General features: G+C 50.6%; 23 protein-coding genes. 14 read left to right on the top strand and 9 right to left on the bottom strand.

Going from position 1 to position 23,600, the window contains the following annotated elements; translation table 11 throughout:
* Positions 1-11 precede the first annotated feature (11 nt).
* The 9 genes from ACSVDI_RS00850 to dnaA all read right to left on the bottom strand — a co-directional run bounded on the left by ACSVDI_RS00850 (position 12) and on the right by dnaA (position 8,882).
* Positions 12-575, bottom strand: coding sequence for a YcxB family protein (locus tag ACSVDI_RS00850; RefSeq protein ID WP_457944033.1), 564 nt, complete (start codon positions 573-575; stop codon positions 12-14).
* Between the two features lie 31 nt (positions 576-606).
* Entirely contained in the window at positions 607-1,302 is a 696-nt protein-coding gene (locus ACSVDI_RS00855) for a hypothetical protein (protein ID WP_457944034.1), read from the bottom strand.
* A gap of 110 nt (positions 1,303-1,412) precedes the next feature.
* Complete coding sequence (gene gyrB, locus ACSVDI_RS00860) at positions 1,413-3,353, bottom strand: DNA topoisomerase (ATP-hydrolyzing) subunit B (protein ID WP_457944036.1); 1,941 nt, start codon at positions 3,351-3,353, stop codon at positions 1,413-1,415.
* A 435-nt stretch (positions 3,354-3,788) separates the two neighbouring features.
* Positions 3,789-4,205: a hypothetical protein gene (locus tag ACSVDI_RS00865; RefSeq protein ID WP_457944038.1), complete on the bottom strand. Its 417-nt coding sequence runs from the start codon at positions 4,203-4,205 to the stop codon at positions 3,789-3,791.
* Positions 4,206-4,327: 122 nt separating this feature from the next.
* Positions 4,328-4,600, bottom strand: coding sequence for an extracellular matrix regulator RemB (gene remB / locus ACSVDI_RS00870; protein ID WP_457944039.1), 273 nt, complete (start codon positions 4,598-4,600; stop codon positions 4,328-4,330).
* Between the two features lie 48 nt (positions 4,601-4,648).
* Positions 4,649-5,737 (bottom strand): DNA replication/repair protein RecF, encoded by a 1,089-nt coding sequence (gene recF / locus ACSVDI_RS00875; RefSeq protein ID WP_457944040.1) that lies wholly within the window; start codon positions 5,735-5,737, stop codon positions 4,649-4,651.
* A complete protein-coding gene (locus ACSVDI_RS00880) occupies positions 5,734-5,952 on the bottom strand; it encodes an RNA-binding S4 domain-containing protein (RefSeq protein ID WP_457944042.1) in 219 nt (72 codons plus the stop codon). The genes recF and ACSVDI_RS00880 overlap by 4 nt, the downstream gene beginning before the upstream one ends.
* Before the next feature lie 56 nt (positions 5,953-6,008).
* Entirely contained in the window at positions 6,009-7,115 is a 1,107-nt protein-coding gene (dnaN, locus tag ACSVDI_RS00885; RefSeq protein ID WP_457944044.1) for a DNA polymerase III subunit beta, read from the bottom strand.
* Positions 7,116-7,568: 453 nt separating this feature from the next.
* Positions 7,569-8,882 carry a chromosomal replication initiator protein DnaA gene (gene dnaA, locus ACSVDI_RS00890; RefSeq protein ID WP_457944045.1) on the bottom strand — a complete coding sequence of 438 codons (1,314 nt, stop codon included), beginning with the start codon at positions 8,880-8,882 and terminating at the stop codon, positions 7,569-7,571.
* A gap of 438 nt (positions 8,883-9,320) precedes the next feature.
* Between dnaA and rpmH the strand changes: the two genes are divergently transcribed.
* The 14 genes from rpmH to ACSVDI_RS00960 all read left to right on the top strand — a co-directional run bounded on the left by rpmH (position 9,321) and on the right by ACSVDI_RS00960 (position 23,580).
* Positions 9,321-9,455, top strand: coding sequence for a 50S ribosomal protein L34 (gene rpmH / locus ACSVDI_RS00895; RefSeq protein WP_457944046.1), 135 nt, complete (start codon positions 9,321-9,323; stop codon positions 9,453-9,455).
* Between the two features lie 258 nt (positions 9,456-9,713).
* Complete coding sequence (gene rnpA, locus ACSVDI_RS00900) at positions 9,714-10,049, top strand: ribonuclease P protein component (RefSeq protein WP_457944048.1); 336 nt, start codon at positions 9,714-9,716, stop codon at positions 10,047-10,049.
* Positions 10,046-10,273, top strand: a complete 228-nt coding sequence (yidD, locus tag ACSVDI_RS00905; RefSeq protein WP_457944050.1) for a membrane protein insertion efficiency factor YidD — start codon at positions 10,046-10,048, stop codon at positions 10,271-10,273. The genes rnpA and yidD overlap by 4 nt, the downstream gene beginning before the upstream one ends.
* 24 nt (positions 10,274-10,297) lie before the next feature.
* A complete protein-coding gene (locus ACSVDI_RS00910) occupies positions 10,298-11,374 on the top strand; it encodes a YidC/Oxa1 family membrane protein insertase (RefSeq protein WP_457944051.1) in 1,077 nt (358 codons plus the stop codon).
* Between the two features lie 22 nt (positions 11,375-11,396).
* Complete coding sequence (gene jag, locus ACSVDI_RS00915; RefSeq protein ID WP_457944053.1) at positions 11,397-12,215, top strand: RNA-binding cell elongation regulator Jag/EloR; 819 nt, start codon at positions 11,397-11,399, stop codon at positions 12,213-12,215.
* Between the two features lie 147 nt (positions 12,216-12,362).
* The gene (gene mnmE, locus ACSVDI_RS00920) at positions 12,363-13,751 is read left to right on the top strand and encodes a tRNA uridine-5-carboxymethylaminomethyl(34) synthesis GTPase MnmE (RefSeq protein WP_457944054.1); all 1,389 of its coding nucleotides are present in this window, start codon (positions 12,363-12,365) and stop codon (positions 13,749-13,751) included.
* A 114-nt stretch (positions 13,752-13,865) separates the two neighbouring features.
* The gene (gene mnmG, locus ACSVDI_RS00925; RefSeq protein ID WP_457944056.1) at positions 13,866-15,749 is read left to right on the top strand and encodes a tRNA uridine-5-carboxymethylaminomethyl(34) synthesis enzyme MnmG; all 1,884 of its coding nucleotides are present in this window, start codon (positions 13,866-13,868) and stop codon (positions 15,747-15,749) included.
* Positions 15,750-15,774: 25 nt separating this feature from the next.
* Positions 15,775-16,488 carry a 16S rRNA (guanine(527)-N(7))-methyltransferase RsmG gene (gene rsmG / locus ACSVDI_RS00930; RefSeq protein WP_457944057.1) on the top strand — a complete coding sequence of 238 codons (714 nt, stop codon included), beginning with the start codon at positions 15,775-15,777 and terminating at the stop codon, positions 16,486-16,488.
* Positions 16,489-16,645: 157 nt separating this feature from the next.
* Positions 16,646-17,917, top strand: a complete 1,272-nt coding sequence (locus ACSVDI_RS00935) for a metallophosphoesterase (RefSeq protein WP_457944059.1) — start codon at positions 16,646-16,648, stop codon at positions 17,915-17,917.
* A 325-nt stretch (positions 17,918-18,242) separates the two neighbouring features.
* The gene (locus ACSVDI_RS00940; RefSeq protein WP_457944060.1) at positions 18,243-19,055 is read left to right on the top strand and encodes a ParB/RepB/Spo0J family partition protein; all 813 of its coding nucleotides are present in this window, start codon (positions 18,243-18,245) and stop codon (positions 19,053-19,055) included.
* Positions 19,056-19,469: 414 nt separating this feature from the next.
* Positions 19,470-20,249 carry a ParA family protein gene (locus ACSVDI_RS00945; protein WP_457944062.1) on the top strand — a complete coding sequence of 260 codons (780 nt, stop codon included), beginning with the start codon at positions 19,470-19,472 and terminating at the stop codon, positions 20,247-20,249.
* A gap of 95 nt (positions 20,250-20,344) precedes the next feature.
* Complete coding sequence (locus ACSVDI_RS00950; protein ID WP_457944064.1) at positions 20,345-21,196, top strand: ParB/RepB/Spo0J family partition protein; 852 nt, start codon at positions 20,345-20,347, stop codon at positions 21,194-21,196.
* Between the two features lie 103 nt (positions 21,197-21,299).
* Positions 21,300-22,586 (top strand): serine--tRNA ligase, encoded by a 1,287-nt coding sequence (gene serS, locus ACSVDI_RS00955; RefSeq protein WP_457944066.1) that lies wholly within the window; start codon positions 21,300-21,302, stop codon positions 22,584-22,586.
* Positions 22,587-22,794: 208 nt separating this feature from the next.
* The gene (locus tag ACSVDI_RS00960; RefSeq protein WP_457944068.1) at positions 22,795-23,580 is read left to right on the top strand and encodes an acyl-[acyl-carrier-protein] thioesterase; all 786 of its coding nucleotides are present in this window, start codon (positions 22,795-22,797) and stop codon (positions 23,578-23,580) included.
* Positions 23,581-23,600 lie beyond the last annotated feature (20 nt).

Genomic DNA, 23,600 nt, shown 5'->3' on the forward strand with positions numbered 1-23,600 from the left:
GGGTTCCTCCTTCAGCCGAATTTTTGATACCGGGAAGCGAACGCATCGGCAAAGAAAGCGGAGAGCATCTCCCGGTGCGCCGCGTCCAGCCCGTCCTTTTTCACAATCAGCAGGAAGCGTTCCCGCCCTCCCACCAAGGCAACCAGGCCGGGGATTTCCACACATCGGGCAAAATCCGTCCAGTATTCGGTAAAGCATTCCCGTTCGCTTTCCACCACAATGCTGTCGCGGTAAATGCGCACTTTCTGCGGCAGAGCCAGCAGCCGGTTGGAATCAAACGCCCGTTTCGCGCCGTTTTTGATGTCGGCGGGCTGCAGAAAGAAAAATACGACTGCCAGACCCAGAAACGCAAGAATTCCACAAATTGGACCAAAGAATGTGGAAAACTTCATGCGGTACACCGGAATGATGGAAGCGCAGAACACCGCCAGCGTGGCGCAGATACCCGCCTTAATTTCCCTGCGGTTCCACAGGGAAGCCGTGCTGACCGCCGCATAAAACGCGGACGCGTAATCTTCGGCGCGGATGGTTTGTTCCAGCGCTTCCATTGGCTCTCCTTCGTAAAATGTCGGCATACGTTTCCTTTCCTGCGTTCTGTCGCATCCTTTATTTTACCGGCCGGGTTCCGGCAAACAGCATGGCCTGAACTTCCGGCAGAACTGCCGGTTCAATGCAGCGGAGCGGAAGAATGACGATCTGGCTGCCTATGTAAAGAACCATTAAGCCCTTCATGGTCAACCGCTGGATCGTTCCGTCGAGCGGAATTTCCTCCCCGGGGCGGAAACCCATTTCCAGGTGGTCCGGATAGATTTTAATCCGGATTTCCTTTCCATCCGCCGCGGCTTTCGCTGAGTTTCGCAAATGATACAGGGGGGATGGAACAACTAGAACTACCAAAAGCAGGCAAACAATTCCAAGCGAGGTAAATCCACCGCGCCCGGCAGCGCCCTGCAACAGATAATACACGCCGAGTACCAAGCCAAGCACCGCCGCAAACACGGAAAGCGCAATCCGCTTTTGTGTGTACTGCGTCTTGACCAAAACAGGAAAAATTTCCTGTTCTTTCAGCGTGTAATGAAGCGCGATTCCGGTGTTGTATTCCTCATATTCCGCCGCACCTTCATCGGCAACCAGCTCTGCTTCGGAGCCGTCCCACTCCACGCCTTCGGTTTCCTCTTCCGACTCTTCCGAGTCGAATTCGCCGGCACCCGGCACCTGTTGTTCCGCTTCCTCGGGGGCCCGTTCCCCCTGGGGTTCCGGAGGTTTCGCTGCCGTATCCTGCTCGTTTGCAAATTTTTTCATTTCTGAACTCTCCTTAAAGTATATAAAAATTGTCTTATACAAACAGTATAGCACATCATTGGAAATCGGTTCTGCTGTTTTTTGGCGCCTTTTGGCGCTTTGTTCCGCAGTTAGATATCCAGGTTCTGCACATACTTCGCGTTTTGCTCAATAAATTCCTTACGCGGCTCCACCTTGTCGCCCATCAGAATCGTGAAGGCTTCATCCGCCGCCGCGGCATCCTCCACCTCGACACGGAGCATGGTGCGCGTTGCCGGATTCATGGTAGTTTCCCACAGCTGTTCGGCGTCCATTTCGCCCAAGCCTTTGTAGCGCTGGATTTCATAATTGCTGCCGAGTTCCGCCATCAGCTTGTCGCGCTCCCGATCACTGAACGCGTAATAGTGATTTTTTGCCTTGGTCAAGCGGAACAGGGGAGGCTGTGCCAGATACACATGGCCTTCCTCCACAAGCGGCTTCATAAACCGGAAGAAGAATGTCAGCAGCAGTGTGCGGATATGGGAGCCGTCGACATCAGCATCGGCCATAATAATAATTTTACCATAGCGCAGCTTGCTTAAATCGAATTCCTCCCCAATGCCGCAGCCCAGTGCAGTTACAACCGGCATCAGCTTTTCGTTTCCGTAGACTTTGTCCAAACGTGCTTTTTCCACGTTCAGCATTTTGCCCCAAAGGGGAAGAATGGCCTGGAACCTCCGGTCGCGTCCGCATTTTGCGGAGCCGCCGGCGGAATCCCCTTCGACGATGTAAATTTCGGTTTCTTCCGGGTTGCGACTTTGGCAGTCTGCCAGTTTGCCCGGCAGGGAAGCGCTTTCCAACGCAGATTTACGGCGGACAAGATCGCGCGCCTTGCGCGCCGCCTCACGCGCACGGGAAGCAGCAAGCGCCTTGTCAAAAATGGCACGCGCAGTCGCCGGGTTTTCTTCCAAATAGGTGGACAGCTTATCGCTGATCATGTTGCTGACCAAGGTGCCTATTTCCGTATTGCCCAGGCGGGCTTTCGTCTGGCCTTCGAACTGGGCCTCCTTCAGCTTAACGCTGATGATAACCGTCAACCCTTCGCGCACGTCTTCACCGGACAGATTCTTATCGTTTTCCTTGAGAATATTATATTTCCGCGCGTAGTCATTCATGACACGGGTCAGCGCACGTTTGAACCCATCCTCATGCGTACCGCCGTCGGTGGTGTGAATGTTGTTGGCAAACGAAAGCATCAGTTCGTTGTAGGAATCGTTATACTGCATCGCGATTTCCGCGGTGGCGGAATCGTCCGGTGCGACTGCCGTGAAATGCATAATATCCGGGTGAATGACCTCAACGGCCTTTTTCTTGTTGATAAATTCCACGAAGCTGCTGACGCCGCCGTGGTAGCAGTAGTTGTTCTGAATCCGGTTGTTCGGGTCGCGTTCGTCCACCAGTTCAATGTGGATTCCTGCGTTCAAAAATGCCTGTTCGCGCAAACGGGTCTGCAGTGTTTCGTAATCGTACACGGTGGTTTCCTGGAAAATCTCCGCATCCGGTTTAAAGCGCACCAGCGTTCCGGTGCGGTCCGTTTCGCCGCGCAGTTCCAGCGGGGTTGCAATTTTGCCGCGTTCAAAGCGCTGAAAATAGTGTTTTCCTTCGGTGAAAACTTCCACCTCGAGCCACTCGGAAAGGGCGTTTACCACGGACGCACCCACGCCATGCAGACCGCCGGAAACTTTGTATCCGCCGCCGCCGAATTTTCCGCCTGCGTGCAGCACTGTGTAAACAACCGTAACTGCAGGAATTCCCAGCTTCGGCTGAATGCCGACCGGGATACCGCGGCCGTTGTCCAGCACGCTGATCACGTCGCCCGGCAGGATTTTCACGTCGATTTTATCGCAGAATCCGGCTAGCGCTTCGTCGATCGCGTTATCTACGATTTCGTACACCAGATGGTGCAGACCGCGCGGTCCGGTGGAGCCAATGTACATGCCAGGGCGCTTGCGGACTGCTTCCAGTCCTTCGAGCACCTGGATTTGATTGGCGTCATATTTTTGCTGCGCCTGAGTAATTTCGCTAAACTCCAAGTTTAACCCTCCAGTTGTTTTACACCGAGTATATTTTACATTCCCGTTTTTGCAGATTTATGAATGAGTTTCCCGTTCCCTCGTTTTCCGGAACCGGACGGCATAAGGGAGGAGGAAATAGAGCACGACGACCCCGATTGCCGTAACCGCCAGAAGGAACCACAGGTTCATAGTGGGGACGGTCAGAAAAAGCCAGTTTAGTCCGATCAATGCCAAAACCATGAACAGACCAAAAACATATTCAAACTTTCTGTATATTTTAATTTTATTATTACAATGAGGACAGATTATTGTTTTCTGATGTCGGCTTTCTTGTACCTGCCGGTACAAAAACCGTGCTTCACAGTAGGGGCAGAGTGGAAGCTTCAGCACAACTGCAATCCTCCTTTCCCCGTTTCGGGCCTTTCGGAACCGGTCTTAACCGTTTCACCCATGTCATCGATTTTTGAACGAATCCATCACAATGGTGTGCTCCATCGGATCCCGATGCGGGGGCGCCTTATGCCCGTGGTTCGGCGGGCCTCCCGGTGCGGGCGGGCGCCTTCTTACGGGCGGACGCTGCAGCCGCACAAAAAATGGGGAACAAAGAAAGAAAACAAAAAATGGTAGAAACTGCAGCACCAAAAAGAGAATGCTGTACGTATTGATAAGAAAAAACTGAAGAACAAAAAGAATCATTCCCAGCAGAATCACAACCGCGGCAAAAGGATAAATTCCTCTGCTCATGGTAATGTTGGAATAACCGCCGCATTCCGTGCAGTGGTACTCGCCCTGCGTTTTCAAAATCCACGCGCCGATGATTCCAATCTTTTTTCCGCAGAAGGGACACTCGGTCTTTCCGAATTTCTTCATAAGCTCAGATGATCCAACCTTCCTATACGGACTTTCCCCGGAAACCGGGAGGAACCTTTGAAAAAGATGCCGTTGCGTAAAATTTACGGAAATGATGCATCTGTTTCGGATTAGTGTCCGTGTTAAACATTGGCGATTCCCTCAATAAAACCGGTGCGCTTCAAAAGCGTAGAAGAGGAAATCTGCGTGATATAGACGGTGACTTCTTGATTTTTCCCAGAACAGAGCACAAAAGACTTGGGCATTTCCATGGAAACGTTGACCACGCGGTTTTCTTTTTGTGCCCGCGCAAGGTAATCGCGGGTCACTTTGGAAATGGTGGAGGTCTCCATATCGAAAATCCCCAAAATATCTTCGATTTTAATCACCGTGTCCTGTCCCAGATGCAAATACATAACAATCCCTTTCTCCTCCAAGCCGCGTGCCGGCTGTTTTTTAGGCGCTTAGTTCGGGGTTTTGGGGCCGCTCTGTTCCACAAGCCGGCCGGCGCGCATTTCAAAGCTTTTGCCGGTGCGCAGCCGCCGGACAGTGTCGGGTTCGCAGCAGGTCATGAACACCTGGCAGTCTTCCAAGTGGTTCAGCAGGTAATCCTGCCGGCCGGAATCCAGCTCGCTCATCACGTCGTCCAGAAAAATCACCGGTTTTTCCCCTGTGCGTCGGCGCAGAACCTCCGCTTCCGCCAGCTTGAGCGCCAGCACTGCAGAGCGTTTCTGCCCCTGCGAACCAAACGCCCTTGCCGACTGGGAGTCAATGGTAATTTCAAGGTCATCGCGGTGCGGCCCCACTCCGGTATGACCGGAATAAAGATCGTCCCGCCGTGAATCGCGCAGCGCCTCCCGCAGATGATCGGCGCTTTTTACATAACGGAGGCCGAATGCCTCTTTATTTTCACAGATACCGGCGTAAATGGTTTTGGCCGGCTCTTCGATTTGTCGAATGTATTCCATTCTTCCGCGCACGACCTCCTCGCCGCAGCGCGCGAGCTTTTCGTCCCAGACTTCAAGGGTGTCCAGCAGCTCGGAATGGTGGGGAATATCTTTCAGCAGCGCGTTTCGCTGCACCAGCGTGTGATTGTACCGGGTCAGCAGCGCCGCGTAGGAGGGTTGAATCTGACACAGCGCGGAATCGATAAAATTCCGGCGGAACGCGGGGCCTTCCCGTACCAAAGAAAGATGTTCCGGGGAAAAAATCACCGCACAGAACGTACCGATTAACTCCGCCGCAGAACGCTTCGGAATCTCGTTCAGGCTTGCGCTGCGCCGGCCGTTTTCCACCCGGATGCGCGCGGTCTGTTCGCGGTCTTCACTGAAAAATGCCAGGTTCAGTTCGGCGTACGGTGCACCGTGACCAATGAGGTCTGCGTCTTTGGAACCACGAAACGAACGCCCGCCGGTAAACAGCCACATGGCTTCCAGCAGGTTGGTCTTTCCCTGTGCGTTTTTCCCGTAAATCACATTGATGCCGCTGTCCGGCTCAAACTCGCCGGGCAGAAGATTCCGGTAACCGGAATACGAAAGGCGCAGGATATTCACCCTTTACACACCTCATAGGTCACGTTTTTGTATTCGGCGCGGTCGCCGGGGCGCATTTTCTTTCCGCGCATCGTGCAAACTTCGCCGTTTACCTTCACTTCTCCGCCCTGTACCACAACCTTGGCCTGCCCGCCGGTTTGGACGGCACCACCCAGCTTCAGCAGGGAATCCAGGCGAATAAACTCGGTATCAATCGGTATTTTTTGTTCTGTCATTCTTTTTTCCTGTTCTTTCTGTTCGTTTCACTGTCAAGTTTGTTCCGTTCCACACATCAGCCTTCGCTTTTCAGGCGGACCGGAAGCACCAAAAACAGGAACGAATCCCCTTCACGGGGTAAAATTTTCATCGGACTTAATGCGCCATTCAGCTGAATACGCACCTCGTCGCCTTCTGCATTACGGAGTGCGTCGAGCAGATAGCGGTTATTGAAGCCCATTTCCACCGGGTTTCCGGTGATTTTTGCTTCCAATTGGTCGTTTGCGCGGCCGATTGCCGTAGAGCAGGAAACCTTGATTTCGTTTTCCTCAAACCGGCAGCGAACCGGGCTTTTCAGCCGGTCGGTAATCAGCAGGGAAACGCGTTCCACGCTGTCAATCAGTGCGCGGGTGTTGACGAACATCTCTGTTGTGCTTGCTGTGGGAATGGCGGCGCGGTAATCCAGAAATTCCCCTTCCAACAGACGGGAAATCACGCAGTAACTGCCGATCTGAAATAGAATATGCCGTCTGCCAATCTGAATTTCCAATTCCTCGTCGTCATCGGAAAGGAGCTTGAGCACTTCACCTAAAGTTTTTCCCGGAACAACAAAATTGGTTTCCTCCTCACATTTTGCCGCTTCCTCCCGGATGGCAAGGCGGTATCCGTCCACGGAAACCAAACGGATTTTCCCTTTTTCCAGTTCAAACAGCGTTCCGGTGTGAATTGGCTTTGCGTCGCTTTCGGCTACGGCGAAAATCGTCTGCCGAATCATGCTTTTTAGGACGTTGTTGGCGATTTTAATAGAGGTTTCCCCGGTGATGGCCGGCAGTTCGGGGTATTCTTCTGCTGGGATGCCGACAATGGAAAATTCCGCCGGGCCGCTGGTAATGGTAGTAATATTTTTTGCGTCCACGGATAAGGTTACCGTATCCGCCGGCAGGCGGCGAACAATGTCGCCAAACAGCCGGGCACTTAGGACGACGCTGCCGTGTTCGTCCACGCGGGCCTCGAATTTCGTGGTCATACCAAGCTCCAGATCGTAACCGCAGAGTTCCAGTTCGTTTTCCGTTGCTTTTAGAAGGATTCCTTCCAAAGCCGGAACCGAAGATTTGCTGGAAACAGCCCGTTGAATATTCAACACGGTTTCATTCAGTTGCTGACGGTTGCATGTGATTCTCATAGTTTCATCCTTCGCATCCTTTTATAAAAGCAATAAAAGATTTAATTTAGTAAGAGCAGTAGGGAGCGCGAAAAAGTTGAAAGGTTCAATTTTTTCAGAATTGATGCGGAAAAACAGCTTTCAATTCCAAAAATCAAATGGTTGAGGATTTGTTAACAGTTTGTATTAAAAAAATGTATTTAACACAATGTTGAAAACTCTGTGGGGAATGTTGAAAGAAAGTGCAAAATTCTGTGGAAGATGATTGACGTAATTTTTTTCGTTTCCACAGCAAATGTGAAAAAGTGCAAAAGTTGTAAACTTGTTAACTTTTTCGGATGTTTGGAAAAAATCCAAAGAATCTCCCCAGCGTTGCCTTTCGGCCGCTTGAAAAAACACAAAGATACATATATATAGGAATATATAAATATAAAGAAAAGGAAAGAATTGATTGATCCGAATTGAAAGCTGAGCTTAGCGGTCGCGAATATTTTTGATGATATCCTCCACGGTCGCCTTGATTTTCGGATCGCGGGCCAGTCCTTTTTCGACCTGCTGAATGGCATAAACAATGGTGGAATGGTCGCGGCCGCCAAATTCCTCACCAATGGCGGTCATTGGCATCTGTGTAATTTCACGCACCACATAAATAGCGATTTGGCGCGCGTTGGAAATGTTTGCGGAACGTTTGCTGGAACGAATGTCGTCCCCAGACGTGCCGAATGTACGCGCCACCTCGTCGATAATTTTTTCTACGGTTACCGGCGTTGGCTGGTCGTTGTTAATGATATCGCTGATTGCGGCCTGTGCAGTCGCAATCGTCATGCCTTCGCCGGAAAGCAGATGGTACGCCTTCATTTTTTTGACTGCGCCCTCCAGCTGACGAATGTTGTTTTTCAGCCGGTTGGCTATGTATTCCGCAACATTGTCCGGAAGCTCCACTTTCAGTAGCTCCGCTTTGCGTTTTACAATCGCGATGCGCGTTTCAAAATCCGGCGGTTGAATATCGGCCGTCAGTCCCCATTCAAAACGGGTGCGCAAACGGTCTTCCAGGGTCGCAATGTCTTTGGGCGGCCGGTCGGAAGTCAAAACAATCTGCTTTTTTGCTTCATAAAGTGTGTTGAAAGTATGGAAAAACTCCTCCTGCGTCGAATCCTTGCCGGCGATGAACTGAATATCGTCCACCAGCAGCACGTCCGCTTTCCGATAGCGGTTATGGAACTCTGCCGTCGTGCCGCGCCGAATGGCTTCGATCAGTTCGTTGGTGAACTCGTCGCCCTTAATGTAAAGAATATTCATTTGCGGATTTGTGCGGCTGATTTCATTGCAGATTGCGTAAAGAAGGTGGGTTTTTCCAAGCCCTGAATTTCCGTAAATAAACAGGGGATTATAAAGTGTGGCAGGCTTATTCGCCACAGCCATAGAGGCTGCATGGGCAAATTTGTTCGACGGCCCCACAATATAAGTATCAAACGTAAATTCGTAATCGTCATTGATCGGGGGTGTTTCCACCACCTGCCTTGGCTGGTCCGTTTCGTCCGGCGTGCAGATCCGGATTTGGATTTCCTGCCCGAAAATCTGACGAAACGCTTCGTTCAGAAGATCCATATAATAATGGGTCAAGGTCTGACGGTGAAGCTCGTTCGGCACCTTCAGCACTGCGGTTCCCTGCTCAAAGTCCAAATTCACAGGTTCAATCCGGCTGATCCAGGTTGAATAGGCAATATCGGTAATTTTCTTTTTACAGTAATCGCAGACAAGATTCCAGATCTCGGTAAAGGATTCCATTCTTTAAACCTCATTTTGTTTAAAAAAATTTATACATATAATCATACTGATATATATTAACACAAAACCAATCGTTTGACAAATTTCATTTTTTCACAAATCTACATTATATTGTATAGGAACCAGGCCGCAGAACCCAATCATTTATTTTTTTCATCCTTGGATTTACCGCTTTTTGGCACCTTATGGTGAAAACGTTCACACAGGACAAAACGCAAAAAATGAGGATGAAAGAATATTTTCTTTCCCTTCTTTTATTTTGCGCTGTATTGTGGTATATTTAATCAGTAAGACACCCATTTTTCGAAACATTACGTATTTCCCTACAAACCGGGCCATAATTTCCCTTTCAAGGGAAAAAATAAGGTTGACAGTTTGCTTGTGAATACGATATAATGCTATATTGCAAGGTTTGTACCCCGAAAGGAGGATTTTTTCATGCTGAGAACATATCAGCCTAAGAAGCTTCACAGACAAAAGGAGCACGGCTTTCGTAAGAGAATGTCCACAAAGAACGGCCGCAAGGTATTGGCTCGCCGCAGAGCAAAGGGCAGAGCTCGTTTAAGCTACTAAGCAGGAGGGCCACGAAAAGTGGCCTTTCTTTATAGGCGAGCACTCGTAAAAATTGTAAAAATGATTCAACACCACAACAGCACCGGACGGAGTCATTTCCGAACGGTGTCCTTGGCGGCCGCTTTGCGGACCGCGGAAGAAATGGTCGAAAAGGCTTGAAATTGGGACAGCCCCGGACAAAATGATTTCCGGATGGTTTTCGTGAGCGATTGCCTGCTGCGGTCGGATGATTCGGGACAGGAGTATGCGGTTTAATTTATGGATTATTATGTACCGATTAAAGAAAATAAAGATTTTCAAAGAATTTATCACCGGGGAAAGTCCTATGTCAGTCCCGTTCTTGTCACTTATGTTCTGAAAAACCGCAGTGGAACCATACGAATCGGCATTACTACCAGTAAAAAGACCGGAAATGCTGTAAAGAGAAACCGCTCCAGAAGAGTGATCCGCGAGGCGTTCCGTATGCTGGCCCCGCAGGTGAAACAGGGATACGATTTTATATTTGTTTCCCGGGGGAAAACCCCATTTGTAAAATGCACGGACGTTTTCCGTGCCATGGCAGGCCAACTGAAAAGCGCGGGGGTTTTAAAATGAAGCGCCCGTTGATTTGGCTCATTCGCTTTTATCAGACTGCTATTTCTCCGCACAAAAGACCTAGCTGCAAATATTATCCTACCTGTTCGAATTATGCACTGCAGGCCATTGAACGTTTTGGGGCGCTGAAAGGGACGTGCCTCGCTATTTACCGAATTTTGCGCTGCAACCCGTTCAGCCGCGGGGGGTATGACCCCGTTCCGGAAAAACGGGATAAGCGATAACCAAATAGAGGAGTACCGTCAAAGATGAACGATATTTTCAATTTTTTTGGAAGCATTCTGGGTTATCTGCTCTGGTTTTTATATTATGTCGTGAACAACTATGGCGTGGCCATTATTTTATTTACGGTCATTCTGAAAATTCTGACCTTCCCGTTTTCGGTTAAGTCGCAGAAATCCATGGCAATGACCAGCCGCATGGCGCAGAAACAGCAGGAGCTGCAGAAAAAGTACGGCAACGATAAACAGAAATATCAGGAAGAGCTTCAAAAGCTGTACGAAAAAGAAGGGGTAAACCCCGCAAGCGGCTGCCTGACAAACTTTGTCCCTCTCTTCATTATGATGGGCCTGTACTATACGGTGATTAACCCGCTGCAGAACGCGCTCCATCTTTCTTCCGATTCCGTCATAAAGGCGGTTAATATGCTGAAAGAAATTCCCGGCGTGGGCGCTGGTTTTAATACAAATTACGCGCAGATTGAAATTGTAAAGCATTTCGGCGACCTGAAATCGTACTTGACGATGTTCAGCGGCGATGAAATGGCCCGATTGGAATCGTTCAGCCATGGCTTTCAGTTTTTGGGCTTGAATCTTCTGGATTCTCCGGCGGACGGCGGTAATATTTTCGGGACGATTTTCCGTTCCAACCTTTGGATTATTCCGGTGCTCTGCCTTGTAACCTCGCTGTTAAGCCAGTATTTTATGATGAAACTTCAGCCCGGCATGCAGCAGACCCAGCAGGGCTGTATGAAATATATGCTTTATATTCTTCCCCTTTTCAGTGCATGGATCGCCTGCACCGTACCGGCGGCAGTCGGTTTTTACTGGATTATATCTACCATTACCGGATTTTTGCAGACCGTAATTATGAATATTTGGTTCAGTCCGGCGGATTTGAACGCCAAAGCTGAGGCCCAGCGTATTGCGCTAAGGGAACTCGAAGAAGCCAAAGTCCAGGCTTTGCCTGCCGCCCAACGGATGAAGCTCGCGGCTGCCACGGCCGAGAAGGACGCTTCCTCGCAGCCTGTGAAAACGGCGCCGCGCAAGGCAAAGACAAAGAACAGCAAAAAGAATTCCACCGAATATTTAGGGTCGAAAAAATAAAAACACTCGGGGAGGTATTACTGTGATCAAAGAAGCAATTGCAACCGGCGAAACCGTCGAGTTGGCCAGGGAAGCAGCCTGCAGGGAACTGGGGGTAGAAACCTATGATGCCGAATTTGAAATTCTTGAGATGCCTACCAAAAAGACGTTTGGACTTTTCGGCGGCAATCCCGCGAAAGTCAGAGTGTTTATCAAAAGCAGCCCGGCAGATGCCGCGGCCGATTATTTAAAAAATGTACTGGCTCATATGGGGTTGAAGTCAGTTGACATTCAGATTACGGAGGAGGAGAACGGTGCGCTGCTTTCGTTGACAGGCGACGATATTGGCTTTGTCATCGGGCACCGTGGAGAAACGCTCGATGCTCTGCAGTATTTGGCGGGGCTTGTGGCGAATCACATTGATAATTCCTACTACCGCATTACGCTTGATATTGGAAATTACCGTGAAAAGCGCAAGGAAACCCTTGAAATTCTCGGAAAGAAGATGGCCGCAAAGGCGGTCAAAACCGGGCGCAATGCATCGCTGGAACCGATGAATCCTTATGAGCGCAGGATCATCCATACTGCCGTACAGACTGTGGAAGGGGCAAAATCATGGTCTGAAGGCGAAGAGCTGGCCCGCCATGTGGTAATTGGGCCGGAAGCAGGAGAAAGACCGCTTCCGCGGAAAAATTACGGTAGGGGCCAGCGCCGTTCCGGCGGGGACCGTCCGCGCGGCGGCAATTTTGCAAAATCCGCGCAGCAGCAGAGCCGCTCGGCGGCTTCCGCTTCCACCACTCCGCGGAAAGAAGTGGCCGACAGCAAGGCTCCGTTGTATGGCCGCATTGATTTGAAGAAATAAAGCAATACAAGAACACAAAAGGGGCGGTTCGAAAGGATCGGCCCCTTTTTCCATGAATAAGTGTTAGAAAATCGAACTGCGTTCGAAAATGATGGGCGGCAAAGCGAAGCCCGGTTTGCTGCAATAGAAAGTGTGGTGTTTGACCAAATGATAAAGAATTATACTTCCGCTTCTTCCTCCACCATTGCGGCAATTTCTACCCCGCAGGCGGTCGGCGGAATCGGAATTGTAAGAATCTCCGGCCCAAAGGCCAAAGAGGTTGCACAGCGTGTTTTTACCGCAAAAAGCGGAAAACAACTGCGGGATTTAAAAGGGTATCAGGCGCTTTACGGCACCGTGTACGACGGGGAGGAGCGCATTGATGAGGCAATCGCACTGAATTTTAATGCTCCGGCTAGCTACACCGGGGAAGATGTAGTGGAACTTTCCTGCCACGGCGGGCTGTACCTGATGCGCCGAGTGTTGAAAGCGGTGTTCGCCGCGGGTGCCGTTCCCGCCGCGCCGGGTGAATTTACGCGACGCGCGTTTCTGAATGGAAAAATTGGACTGACCGAAGCGGAATCGGTGATGCAGTTGATTGGCGCGCAGGGGGAACAGGCCGCAAAGGTCGCACTGGCTGGGCACGACGGCGCACTGGAAAAGAATATTACTGAAATCCGGGAGCATCTGATTCAAACGGCGGCGCATCTATCTGCATGGGCGGACTACCCGGAAGAGGATATTCCGGAAATTAGTTCCGACACACTGACCGCAACCTTAGCGAAAGCACAGAGCAAGTTGGAACATCTGCTGCATCAGTTTGACGCGGGCCGTGTGCTGCGGGAGGGTGTCCGCACCGTAATTGCAGGCAGACCAAACGTAGGAAAGTCCACATTGATGAACCTGCTAGCTGGCTGTGAACGTTCGATTGTCACCGAATTTGCCGGAACCACCCGCGACGTGGTGGAGGATACAGTGCTGCTTGGCGATGTTCCGCTTCTTCTGGCAGATACGGCGGGGATTCATATGACGCAGGACCCGGTGGAGCAAATTGGGGTGCTGCGCGCCCGGGAACAGATTCAACAAGCGCAGCTTGTACTTGCTGTGTTTGACTCTTCCCAGGAGCTGAACGAAGAGGATCGGGAACTGGTCGATTTTCTTGGGGATGTGCCTTCTATTGCGGTGATTAATAAAAGCGATTTGCCAACTAAAATTGACAATGAGTATATCATAAATAAGTTTAAACAGATAGTATATATTTCTGCATTAAAAGGCTCCGGCCTGAAAGAACTGCAAAAGGCGGTGGCAGAGCTGCTGCAAACGGAGCAGCTGAACCCCGAGGAGGGTATTTTGTTTACGGAACGCCAGCGCGATGCAGCGCGGCGCGCAAACGACTGTGTGAAAGAAGCAATTCAGGCGGTGGAGCACGGCGTTACACTGGACGCGGTAACGGTATCCATCGAAGGCGCGGTTTCTGCGCTGCTGGAACTGACCGGGGAACGCGCGACCGAAGCGGTTGTGGATTCTGTTTTTTCAGATTTCTGTGTTGGAAAATAATACTAATAGTATATTATTATTAAATTATCACAAATTGTATATTTTACTTTGATTGTTTTTTCGGTTCATGATTCATTGTTGATTGTTCACTGATTTGATATAGGGGTGATACTTATGAAATACCATGCGGGCGACTATGATGTTGTCGTTATTGGAGCAGGGCACGCTGGCATTGAAGCCGCGCTAGCTTCGGCACGGCTGGGGTGCAGAACCTGTGTGTTTACTATAAATATGGACGCGGTAGGGAACTGCCCCTGCAACCCCTCCATCGGGGGAACCGCAAAGGGACATTTGGTGCGTGAAATTGACGCACTCGGCGGAGAAATGGGCAAAACCGCCGACGAGGCCATGATCCAAAGCCGGATGCTGAACCTTGGAAAAGGACCGGCGGTTCATTCCCTGCGCGCGCAAATCGACCGCCGCGAATACGGGAAAATTATGAAGCACAAGCTGGAGTTGCAACCGAATCTTCAACTGAAACAGGCCGAAATTGTGGACATCCTCCGGCTGGAAGATGGCACCTGGCAGGTAATCACCCGCATGGAGGCCGTTTACAATACCAAAGCAGTCATTATTGCGACCGGAACTTTTTTGGCAGGCAAAATCTATGTGGGCGACGTTTCCTATTCCAGTGGGCCGGATGGAATGTTCCCCGCCGGGTTCCTGAGCGAGCCGCTGCGAAAGCTGGGGCTGAAACTGCGCCGGTTTAAAACGGGAACGCCCGCACGTGTGTTAAAATCCAGCATTGACTTTACTGGGCTGGAGGCCCAGGAAGGCGACGACCCGGTGGTGCCGTTTTCCTATGATACGCTGAAACCTTTGAAAAATCGTGCCGCATGTCATATTACGTGGACGAATGAAGAAACAAAGCGCATTATTCTGGAAAATATCCACCGTTCCCCATTGTACGGTGGAAAAATCGAAGGAGTTGGCCCGCGCTACTGCCCAAGCATTGAAGATAAAATTGTACGCTTTGCAGATAAAAAGCGGCATCAGCTCTTTATTGAACCGTGCGGGATGGATACCGAGGAAATGTATTTGCAGGGAATGAGCTCTTCTTTGCCGGAAGATGTTCAGCTTGCATTTTATCGTTCCATTCCCGGCTTGGAGCATGTGGAAATTATGCGTTCCGCTTATGCCATTGAATATGACTGCGTGGACCCGGTGCAGATGAGTGCCACGCTGGAATTTAAGGACCTCCCCGGTTTGTACGGTGCGGGGCAGTTCAACGGCAGTTCCGGTTATGAAGAAGCTGCTGCGCAGGGACTGGTTGCCGGAATCAACGCCGCGCTGAAGGTGCAGGGCCGGCCGCCCATGATTCTTGACCGTGCCAGCTCCTACATTGGTACATTGGTGGATGACCTGATTACAAAAGGCGTAACCGACCCGTATCGTATGATGACTTCCCGCAGTGAGTACCGTTTGGTTCTGCGTCAGGATAACGCAGATGAACGGCTTACCCCCATCGGGCATGAAATCGGCTTAATTTCGCCGGAGCGCTGGGCAAGGTTCCAGCAGAAGCAGGAGCAGAAAAAGCAGGAACTCCAGCGTGCGGAAAAGACCGTATTTCCGCCGAGCGAAGAGCTGAATCAGATCCTTGTTTCACATGGAACATCGCCGGTTTCTTCAGGCGTGAAGCTGATTGACCTGATCCGCAGGCCAGAACTGAGCTATGAAATTCTGGCTCCCATCGACACGGACCGTCCGGACCTACCGGCCGCGGTTTTTGAAAATGTGGAGATTGAAATTAAATACGAAGGTTATATTAAACGCCAGAAAGCGGAAATTGAGGAGACCCGGAGGCTGGAAGAGCGTCGTCTGCCGGACGGTGTGGATTATACGGAAATCGTAGGTCTGCGCGCAGAAGCACAGGAAAAGCTGAACCGTGTCCGGCCGGCGAACATTGGACAGGCCTCTCGTATTTCGGGTGTCAGCCCGGCGGACATCAGCGTGTTGCTGATTTGGCTTGCCCGGCAGTCACATTCGGAAAAGACCTGATCAAATCCGGAAAGGCGGAAGGCTTATGGAAGATATAAGAGAATTACTGGTTCGCTCTGCGGCGGAATATGGGCTGGAATTGGATTCCGATGCGGCGCAGCGTTTTCAAACCTACCTGGAGCTGCTGGTGGAATGGAATGAAAAAATGAACCTGACCGCCATTACCGAACCAAAAGAGGTTGCCCTGAAACATTTTTTGGACAGCATTCTTTTACTAAAGTATCTGGAAATCCCCCAAGGAGCCAAGCTGATCGATGTTGGCACTGGCGCAGGCTTTCCGGGTCTGCCGCTGAAAATTACGCGGCCGGATCTGCGATTGACTCTATTGGACGGCCTAAACAAGCGCCTTGTCTTCTTGCAGGAGGTTTTGAATCAGCTGAAACTGGAAGCGGAGATTGTACACGCGCGGGGGGAAGAAGCCGGGCGAACGCCGAAGTACCGCATGGCGTATGATTATGCCACAGCGCGCGCGGTAGCTCCACTGAATCTCCTCTGCGAATATTGCCTGCCATTTTTGCGGCAGGGCGGAGTTTTTGCGGCGATGAAAGGCCCTAATGGTCGGGAGGAAGCGGACGGCGCGAAGAACGCCATTGCGCTTTTGGGCTGTGAACTGGAGCAAATCCAGGAATTTTCTCTGCCCGGTGGGGACGCGAGGAGTTTGATTCTCATCCGCCGCACAAAGCCGGTGAACGCCATTTATCCGCGCCACGGCTCAAAAATTAAAAAAAGCCCGCTTTAAAGCGGGGAAAACCAGGGGTGCGGTGAAGCGAGCGTAAAATTCGCTTTTCGGCACCCTTTTTTTGTCATTTGCTATTGGGAACAGAATTCTCGAACGACTTATAGAAACCGGAAAACGGAGCGCCGCTCAAAAGAAAGTGGAAAGGGAAGAGAAGTCGATGGAAGCACGATATCAGCGGGTGGAACTGCCGCGGGGAAGGAGAATTCTCGTGGTCAGTGACCTGCATGGCAATTTAGCGGGATTTCAGGCACTGCTGGAACAGGTGATATACGGTGAAAACGATATTCTGATAATCGTGGGGGACATGCTGGAAAAGGGACCTGACAGCCTTGGGCTGCTGCGGTATGTGATCCATCTGTCCCAATCGCACACTGTTTACGCGGTATGTGGAAATTGCGATGATTTTTACGATGAAATTATGAAGCCGGGTATTCCGGAAGAAAATCAGGATTGTCTGCATTATATGCTCAACCGGAAAAAGAGCATTTTAAACGAGATGTGTTGGGAAATTGGCGTGGAAGTCCATGAGAATACGGATATGACCAAGCTGAAACAACAGCTGCGGGAGACCTTTCCGAAGGAATTTGCCTTTTTAGGCACGCTTCCAGATATTTTGGAAACGCAGTGTTACGTTTTTGTTCACGCAGGGCTGCAACCCGGGGACTTGCGTCATCAGGAACGAAATTTCTGCCGTCACACAGGGAGTTTTCTCTCTCTGGGATATTCTTTTGAGAAAACGTGCGTGGTTGGTCATTGGCCAGTTTGCCTATATGGCGAACACGGAATCTGCCACAACCCAATTTTTGACCGGGAGCATAATGTTATCAGCATTGACGGGGGTAATGTTTTAAAGGAAGGGGGCCAAATTAATGTCCTAATTCTGCCGGAACTTTTCTCAGAATCCATTGAATGGCAGAGCTACGATGGCCTGCCTTTGTCCACAGCGCTGGAAAATCAGCCGGAATCGAACCAGGAAAGCATCCATCTTCGTTGGACGGATGGAAAAGTAGAGATTTTAAAACGGGAAAAGGATTATTGTTACTGCCGGCATGAATCCAGCGGGGCACTTGTCTGGATACCGGAAAGCTGGTTGTACGAGCGAAACGGCAAATGGTTTACGGATGATTATACCGAATATCATCCCAAAATCCATGCCGGCGATCGGATTGCGGTACTGCAAAGGACCTCCAAAGGCTGTTTTGTTAAAAAGGAAGGGGTCTGCGGGTGGTATTCCGGAGCTGTTTCGGAAGGGAATGAAGAGGAAAGAAACCTATGCAGCCAATGGCCAAATGCATGGCCTGCCGGTGCGGGAGTAAAACGATTTCTGGGAACAAAAGCCGGGGAGTGGTGGATTGAAAACTTTCAACCATGTTCTCAAAATCAGTGGAAAGATTTCAATTACCTTGTACCAGGCGGCGGTTCGCTGTGAGCAGGCTAAGCGCTTTGGTGCAGGTACTGGCGAATTTCAGGAAAAAACGTGGCCGTTAGAACACATGCTTTTGTTTCGGAATTTGGCTATGCGGAGTTTCTGCCGATTGTTGGGATACTGCGCAGGTCGGGGAGAAGTCCGAAGCATTCCACCGTTTTTGAAATTTCTGTGGAAAGATTTCTACCTTCGATGCATATTCTATCCAAACAGCGAAACGCTGATATTTCAGGAAATATTTTTACCATCCGCCATAATATTACAAAAATCTGCCTTCATACATGCTATTCTTTATAGGAAAGGACAAGCAGAAAGGCGGTGCGTTTGCATGTTTTTCAGCGATAAAAACAGAATCGTGCAAATCGACATCAATTCCATTCACCCAAACCCAGCGCAGCCCCGGAAATCCTTTAATGAGCAGGAGCTGCTTGCGCTTTCCAGAAGCATCCGGGTAAACGGGCTTCTTCAGCCGATTACCGTACGCCGTGTGGCAGGCGGGTATGAAATCGTTGCCGGGGAGCGCAGACTGCGCGCCTGTAAAATGGCTGGGCTGGAAACCGTCTCCTGCATTGTAACTGACTGCTCGCAGGAAGACAGCGCGGTGCTTGCTATGACGGAAAACCTTCAGCGCCAGGACCTGCAGATTTTTGAAGAGGCAGAAGGAATCCGGCGGTTGATTGAAGAATGGAATGTGACGCAGGAGGAAGCAGCGGCCAGGCTGGGGAAAAGCCAATCCACGCTGGCCAATAAAATGCGGCTGTTGAAGCTGTCCGAAGCGGAACGGGCAAAAATCATGGAGGCAGGGTTAACAGAGCGCCACGCTCGGGCGCTGTTGCGTATCAACGATGAAAAGCTTCGTGCAAAGGCACTGGATGAAATTATCGAGCGCAATATGAACGTACAGCAAACGGACACGTACGTCGAACGTCTTTTAAGCGGCAAAAAGAAGGACAAGAACCGCCGCATTGTTGTAGTAAAGGATGTTCGGGTGTTTTTAAACACCATTAATCATGCCATTGAAACCATGAAGAAAAGTGGAATCAACGCCCAGACCGTAAAAAAGGAAAGCGAAGATTATATTGAGTGTATTGTAAGAATTCCGAAAACGGAAGCCACCGCAGGGGGCAAAAAACCTGCCTAAGATTGAGTACAAGGTTTACTCCTATTCCCTATATCATTTCCCGCAAAACGGGCCGGACTTTTGTCCGGCCCGTTTTGTCCTCTTCATTCTTGTTGCCTTCTATGGCTTATGATAATAACAATTTATGAGTATATGCTTTAAATAAAAAGTGTGTTTACCGATGAGCACAAAGGCATGATGCGACTTGTTTGTGAATATAGTTTGGTAACGAAGTTTTCGTACTGAACGAATAGGTAGAGCAGACCAAAGGATGGGCCAAGACCACATACGGACAATGTTTCACATGAAACATTGCAGAAAAACGCATGAAAAATCTTTATTCTGAGTGCAAAGCGTGATATAATAAAAAGCAATGCACAACGAATACGGATTTGCCCGGCAGCAGTTTAACGGCAATGCATCAGGAGGAGAAAAATGGGAAAAATTATTGCGATCGCCAACCAAAAGGGTGGAGTAGGAAAGACGACGACGGCGGTAAATCTCTCCGCGGCGCTGGGCATGAAGGGAAAAAAGACGCTGCTGATCGACATCGACCCGCAGGGGAATTCTTCAAGTGGCCTGGGGGTTGACCGCAGAACGCTGAAGAAAACGGTGTACGAGGTGCTCGTCGGTGACACAAAGGCAGAAGACGTGGTAATTCATACTGAATTTCAGAACTTGGATTTAGTTCCGTCCAGCATGGACCTTGCCGCTGCAGAAATTGAGCTGGCCGGGCTGGAACACCGGGAAGCGATTCTGAAAAGCGCGTTTCTGCCCCTGCGGGAGCGGTATGATTATATGATTATCGATTGCCCGCCTTCCCTTGGCATGATTACCACTAACGCGCTCTGCCTGGCAGATACGCTGCTGGTTCCGATTCAATGTGAGTATTATGCGCTGGAAGGACTTTCTCAGCTGATGAATACCGTACGCCGGGTGAAACGGCAGTACAACGAACAGCTGGATATTGAGGGCGTTCTTCTTACCATGTATGACGGAAGGCTAAACCTGACCCAACAAGTGGTGGAAGAAGTGAAAAAGTACTTCCCACGCAAGGTGTTCGCCACCGTTATTCCGCGTGCGGTGCGCCTTTCCGAAGCGCCGAGCTTTGGGCGGCCAATTCAATATTTTGATAAAAACTCACGCGGCGCGGTCTGCTACGATATGCTGGCGGATGAAATTCTGGACAACAACAGGCGTTCCGGCCACCGCTGAGGAAAACGTTTGCGGAAGAATCCAAACCTTAGTGAAGGACGGAGGCAATAAACGAGAAAGGCCCGCCTAACACGGCAGGCGGAAGGAGGAAAGCAATGGCGTTGAAAAAGGGCGGTCTTGGAAAGGGCCTGGACGCAATTTTCGCGGAGAACGATACCGACCGCAATGCGTCGGTTACCCTGAAGCTCAGCGAAATTGAGCCAAACCGATCACAGCCCAGAAAAGATTTTAATGACGCGGCACTGGCTGAACTGGCGGATTCCATTCGTCAGCACGGAATTTTACAGCCGCTTTTGGTGCGCCCCTTGGTTGGCGGCGGATATCAAATCGTTGCCGGGGAACGGCGCTGGCGCGCGGCACGCATGGCCGGTGTAACCGAGGTTCCCGCCGTGGTTCGTGAAATGAGCGACAGCGAAGTGATGCAGCTGGCGCTGATTGAGAATCTGCAAAGGGAAGACCTGAGCCCCGTTGAAGAGGCGCAGGGCTATCAGTCTTTAATTGAAACATACGGCTTTACACAAGAGGAGGTAGCCAGCACAGTGGGGAAATCCCGCCCCGCGGTAACCAACGCACTGCGGCTGCTGAATTTACCGAAGGAGATTCTGGATTTGGTTGCTTCCGGCAAGCTTTCTGCCGGGCACGCGCGCACCCTGTTGAGCTTTCCGACCGCGGAATCCATGATTAGCGCCGCAAAGCTGGCGGTGGAGCAAGGTGTGTCCGTCCGCGAGCTGGAGCGCATGGCGAAAAAGGCCGGGGAACAGGCAAAGCTGAAGGGACGCGATAAAGCGAAATCCCGCATCCGGTATTATGAAGAAGCCGAACTGGCGCTGCACGAGCATTTGAACCGTAAGGTGCAGGTAACGGGCACAAAAAAGCGCGGTGTGCTTCAAATCGAGTTTTATGGCGAGGAAGACCTTGCCGAACTGCTGAAACTGTTTGAAAAGTAACGGTTGATTTTTGTAAATTCTTATAAAAGATGGAAGCAGCCGCAGATGGAAGCCGTCTAAAGACGGAATCAGCGGTTGCCTAAAAATAAAAGGAGTACAGAACATGCTGGATATTAAACTGATTCGCAGCAATCCCGATTTTGTAAAGGCGGCGGCCAAAAAACGCGAATTCGACGCAGACGCGATTGTGGACGATATTCTGAAAATCGACGCACAGCGCCGTGAAGTGACCGGCCGTGTAGAATCCATGAAAGCGGAACAGAATGCCGCTTCCAAGAAAATTCCGCAGATTAAGAAAGAAGGCGGCGATCCTTCTCAAATTATGGCGGAAATGAAGGAACTTGCCGGTAAAATTAAGGAATGTGACGCAGAACTTTCTGAGTTGGAAGAAAAGCAGCATTCCCTGCTGCTCGGCCTACCCAATATGCCGGACGAAGACGTTTGCGCAGGCGGTAAGGAAAACAACAAGCCTCTGCATTATTACAAAGAGCAGCCGAAATTTGATTTTGAGCCGAAGAACCATGTGGACCTTTGCGAAAGCCTGCACCTGATCGATTATCAGCGCGGCGCAAAGCTGGCCGGGGCAGGTTCCTGGATTTATACGGGTATGGGCGCACGCCTGGAATGGGCTCTGCTCAACTATTTCATCGATGAGCATATTAAAGACGGCTATCAGCTGATGCTGGTCCCGCACATGCTCAATTATGAGTGCGGCTATGTGGCCGGCCAGTTCCCGAAATTTACCGATGAGGTCTATTGGATTCAGAACCCCACCAGCAACGACAATAAATTCCTGCTTCCTACGGCAGAAACCGCGCTGGTTAACCTGCACCGCGATGAGATCCTCACCGAGGACGAGCTGCCGAAGAAGTACATTGCTTATACGCCCTGCTACCGCAGAGAAGCAGGCAGCTACCGCTCCGAGGAGCGCGGCATGATCCGCGGCCACCAGTTCAATAAGGTGGAAATGGTTCAGTACACCACTCCCGATAAGTCCGATGAAGCGTTCGACGAACTGGTTCGCAAAGCAGAGCATTTGGTGCAGGGCCTTGGCCTGCATTACCGCTTGAGCAAACTGGCCGCCGGGGACTGCTCATTCTCCATGGCGCGCACCTACGACATTGAAGTCTGGATTCCGAGTATGGGCATCTACAAAGAGGTCAGCTCCGCGTCCAACGCCCGCGACTATCAGGCAAGAAGAGGCAACGTGAAGTTCCGCGACAAGGACAAGAAGCTGCAGTTCTGCCATACGCTGAACGCGTCCGGCCTGGCAACCAGCCGTGTGATGCCCGCCATTGTGGAGCAGTACCAGAATGCAGACGGAAGCGTCACCGTTCCGGAAGTTCTGCGTCCTTACATGGGTGGCATTGAAGTCATTAAACCCGAATAAACCAATTATATAAATATGTCATCAGACCGGAAGTTTTGTTTTTCTTCCCAAAAGGAAGGAAGACGGGACTTCCGGCTGTTGTATCTGCTTCTTTTCGAAAACTGGAATCGAGCGGCTCCGGAGATAGCCATTCGTGCGGCTAGTATGTTTCGAGAGTTGTTTGAATCTGCAGGGAATTAGGAATTTTCGGAGAAAGGATGTTCTGTTTATGTCTGATTTGGTGAAGGAGTACGCCAGCACCATGCGGGTTGCAACCTATGAGGTGGGCGCGCAGTGCATTCTGCGGCTAAGCGTTCTGCTGCGCATGTGCCAGGATGTAAGCGAGCGCAACATGGCACTGCTTGGTCTTGGCTATGAGAAACTGCGCGCGGACGGGATTGTGTTTCTTCTGATTACCAATCAGGTCAAAATACACCGGATGCCGGTCCACGGGGAAACAATTACCATGAAGACCCACCCGCGCGGGATTTCTGGCGCGCAGTTCTATCGTGATTTTATCGTATATTCCGGAGAAGAAAAAATCATTGAGGTGTTGCAGACCTCGGTCATTGCGGACGGCAATACGCATAAGCTGCTGCGGCCCAAGAAGTTTTTGGATTACGGAATATTCAGCGCAGAAAAGGTTTCGGAAGAAGGCCGCATAACCAAACTGTCTGTGCCGGACGATCTCCCTCTGGTGGGGGAAAGACCCATCCGGTTTTCGGACCTGGACTACAACACACACCTAAACAACGCCGTTTATGCCGACATCCTGACGGATTACCTTCCGGGCGGCGCGGCGGGCCGTCAGTTTGCCGAAGTGCAGATTAATTACGTTACGGAAAGCCGTCTGGGCGACACACTTCAAATTTATGCCGCGGAGCGGGACGGCCGCATCTGGATGAAAGGCGTGAACGAACGGGGCTGCGGATTCACCGCCTCCGCAGTAATGAAACCTTTTCCAAAAGAGGAAATGAAAAAGGCGCGCATCGGTATTGAAATCTCAAATTCGTGATGATATAATTACAAAATATA

The sequence above is a fragment of the Caproiciproducens sp. LBM24188 genome (assembly GCF_054130445.1).

What these genes read in the sequence shown, in the direction of transcription:
- ACSVDI_RS00850 (WP_457944033.1), bottom strand. Translation starts at nt 575, where the DNA reads ATGCCGACATTTTACGAAGGAGAGCCAATGGAAGCGCTGGAACAAACC.
- ACSVDI_RS00855 (WP_457944034.1), bottom strand. Translation starts at nt 1,302, where the DNA reads ATGAAAAAATTTGCAAACGAGCAGGATACGGCAGCGAAACCTCCGGAA.
- ACSVDI_RS00865 (WP_457944038.1), bottom strand. Translation starts at nt 4,205, where the DNA reads ATGAAGAAATTCGGAAAGACCGAGTGTCCCTTCTGCGGAAAAAAGATT.
- remB (WP_457944039.1), bottom strand. Translation starts at nt 4,600, where the DNA reads ATGTATTTGCATCTGGGACAGGACACGGTGATTAAAATCGAAGATATT.
- ACSVDI_RS00880 (WP_457944042.1), bottom strand. Translation starts at nt 5,952, where the DNA reads ATGACAGAACAAAAAATACCGATTGATACCGAGTTTATTCGCCTGGAT.
- dnaN (WP_457944044.1), bottom strand. Translation starts at nt 7,115, where the DNA reads ATGAGAATCACATGCAACCGTCAGCAACTGAATGAAACCGTGTTGAAT.
- dnaA (WP_457944045.1), bottom strand. Translation starts at nt 8,882, where the DNA reads ATGGAATCCTTTACCGAGATCTGGAATCTTGTCTGCGATTACTGTAAA.
- rpmH (WP_457944046.1), top strand. Translation starts at nt 9,321, where the DNA reads ATGCTGAGAACATATCAGCCTAAGAAGCTTCACAGACAAAAGGAGCAC.
- rnpA (WP_457944048.1), top strand. Translation starts at nt 9,714, where the DNA reads ATGGATTATTATGTACCGATTAAAGAAAATAAAGATTTTCAAAGAATT.
- yidD (WP_457944050.1), top strand. Translation starts at nt 10,046, where the DNA reads ATGAAGCGCCCGTTGATTTGGCTCATTCGCTTTTATCAGACTGCTATT.
- ACSVDI_RS00910 (WP_457944051.1), top strand. Translation starts at nt 10,298, where the DNA reads ATGAACGATATTTTCAATTTTTTTGGAAGCATTCTGGGTTATCTGCTC.
- mnmE (WP_457944054.1), top strand. Translation starts at nt 12,363, where the DNA reads ATGATAAAGAATTATACTTCCGCTTCTTCCTCCACCATTGCGGCAATT.
- mnmG (WP_457944056.1), top strand. Translation starts at nt 13,866, where the DNA reads ATGAAATACCATGCGGGCGACTATGATGTTGTCGTTATTGGAGCAGGG.
- rsmG (WP_457944057.1), top strand. Translation starts at nt 15,775, where the DNA reads ATGGAAGATATAAGAGAATTACTGGTTCGCTCTGCGGCGGAATATGGG.
- ACSVDI_RS00935 (WP_457944059.1), top strand. Translation starts at nt 16,646, where the DNA reads ATGGAAGCACGATATCAGCGGGTGGAACTGCCGCGGGGAAGGAGAATT.
- ACSVDI_RS00940 (WP_457944060.1), top strand. Translation starts at nt 18,243, where the DNA reads ATGTTTTTCAGCGATAAAAACAGAATCGTGCAAATCGACATCAATTCC.
- ACSVDI_RS00945 (WP_457944062.1), top strand. Translation starts at nt 19,470, where the DNA reads ATGGGAAAAATTATTGCGATCGCCAACCAAAAGGGTGGAGTAGGAAAG.
- ACSVDI_RS00950 (WP_457944064.1), top strand. Translation starts at nt 20,345, where the DNA reads ATGGCGTTGAAAAAGGGCGGTCTTGGAAAGGGCCTGGACGCAATTTTC.
- serS (WP_457944066.1), top strand. Translation starts at nt 21,300, where the DNA reads ATGCTGGATATTAAACTGATTCGCAGCAATCCCGATTTTGTAAAGGCG.
- ACSVDI_RS00960 (WP_457944068.1), top strand. Translation starts at nt 22,795, where the DNA reads ATGTCTGATTTGGTGAAGGAGTACGCCAGCACCATGCGGGTTGCAACC.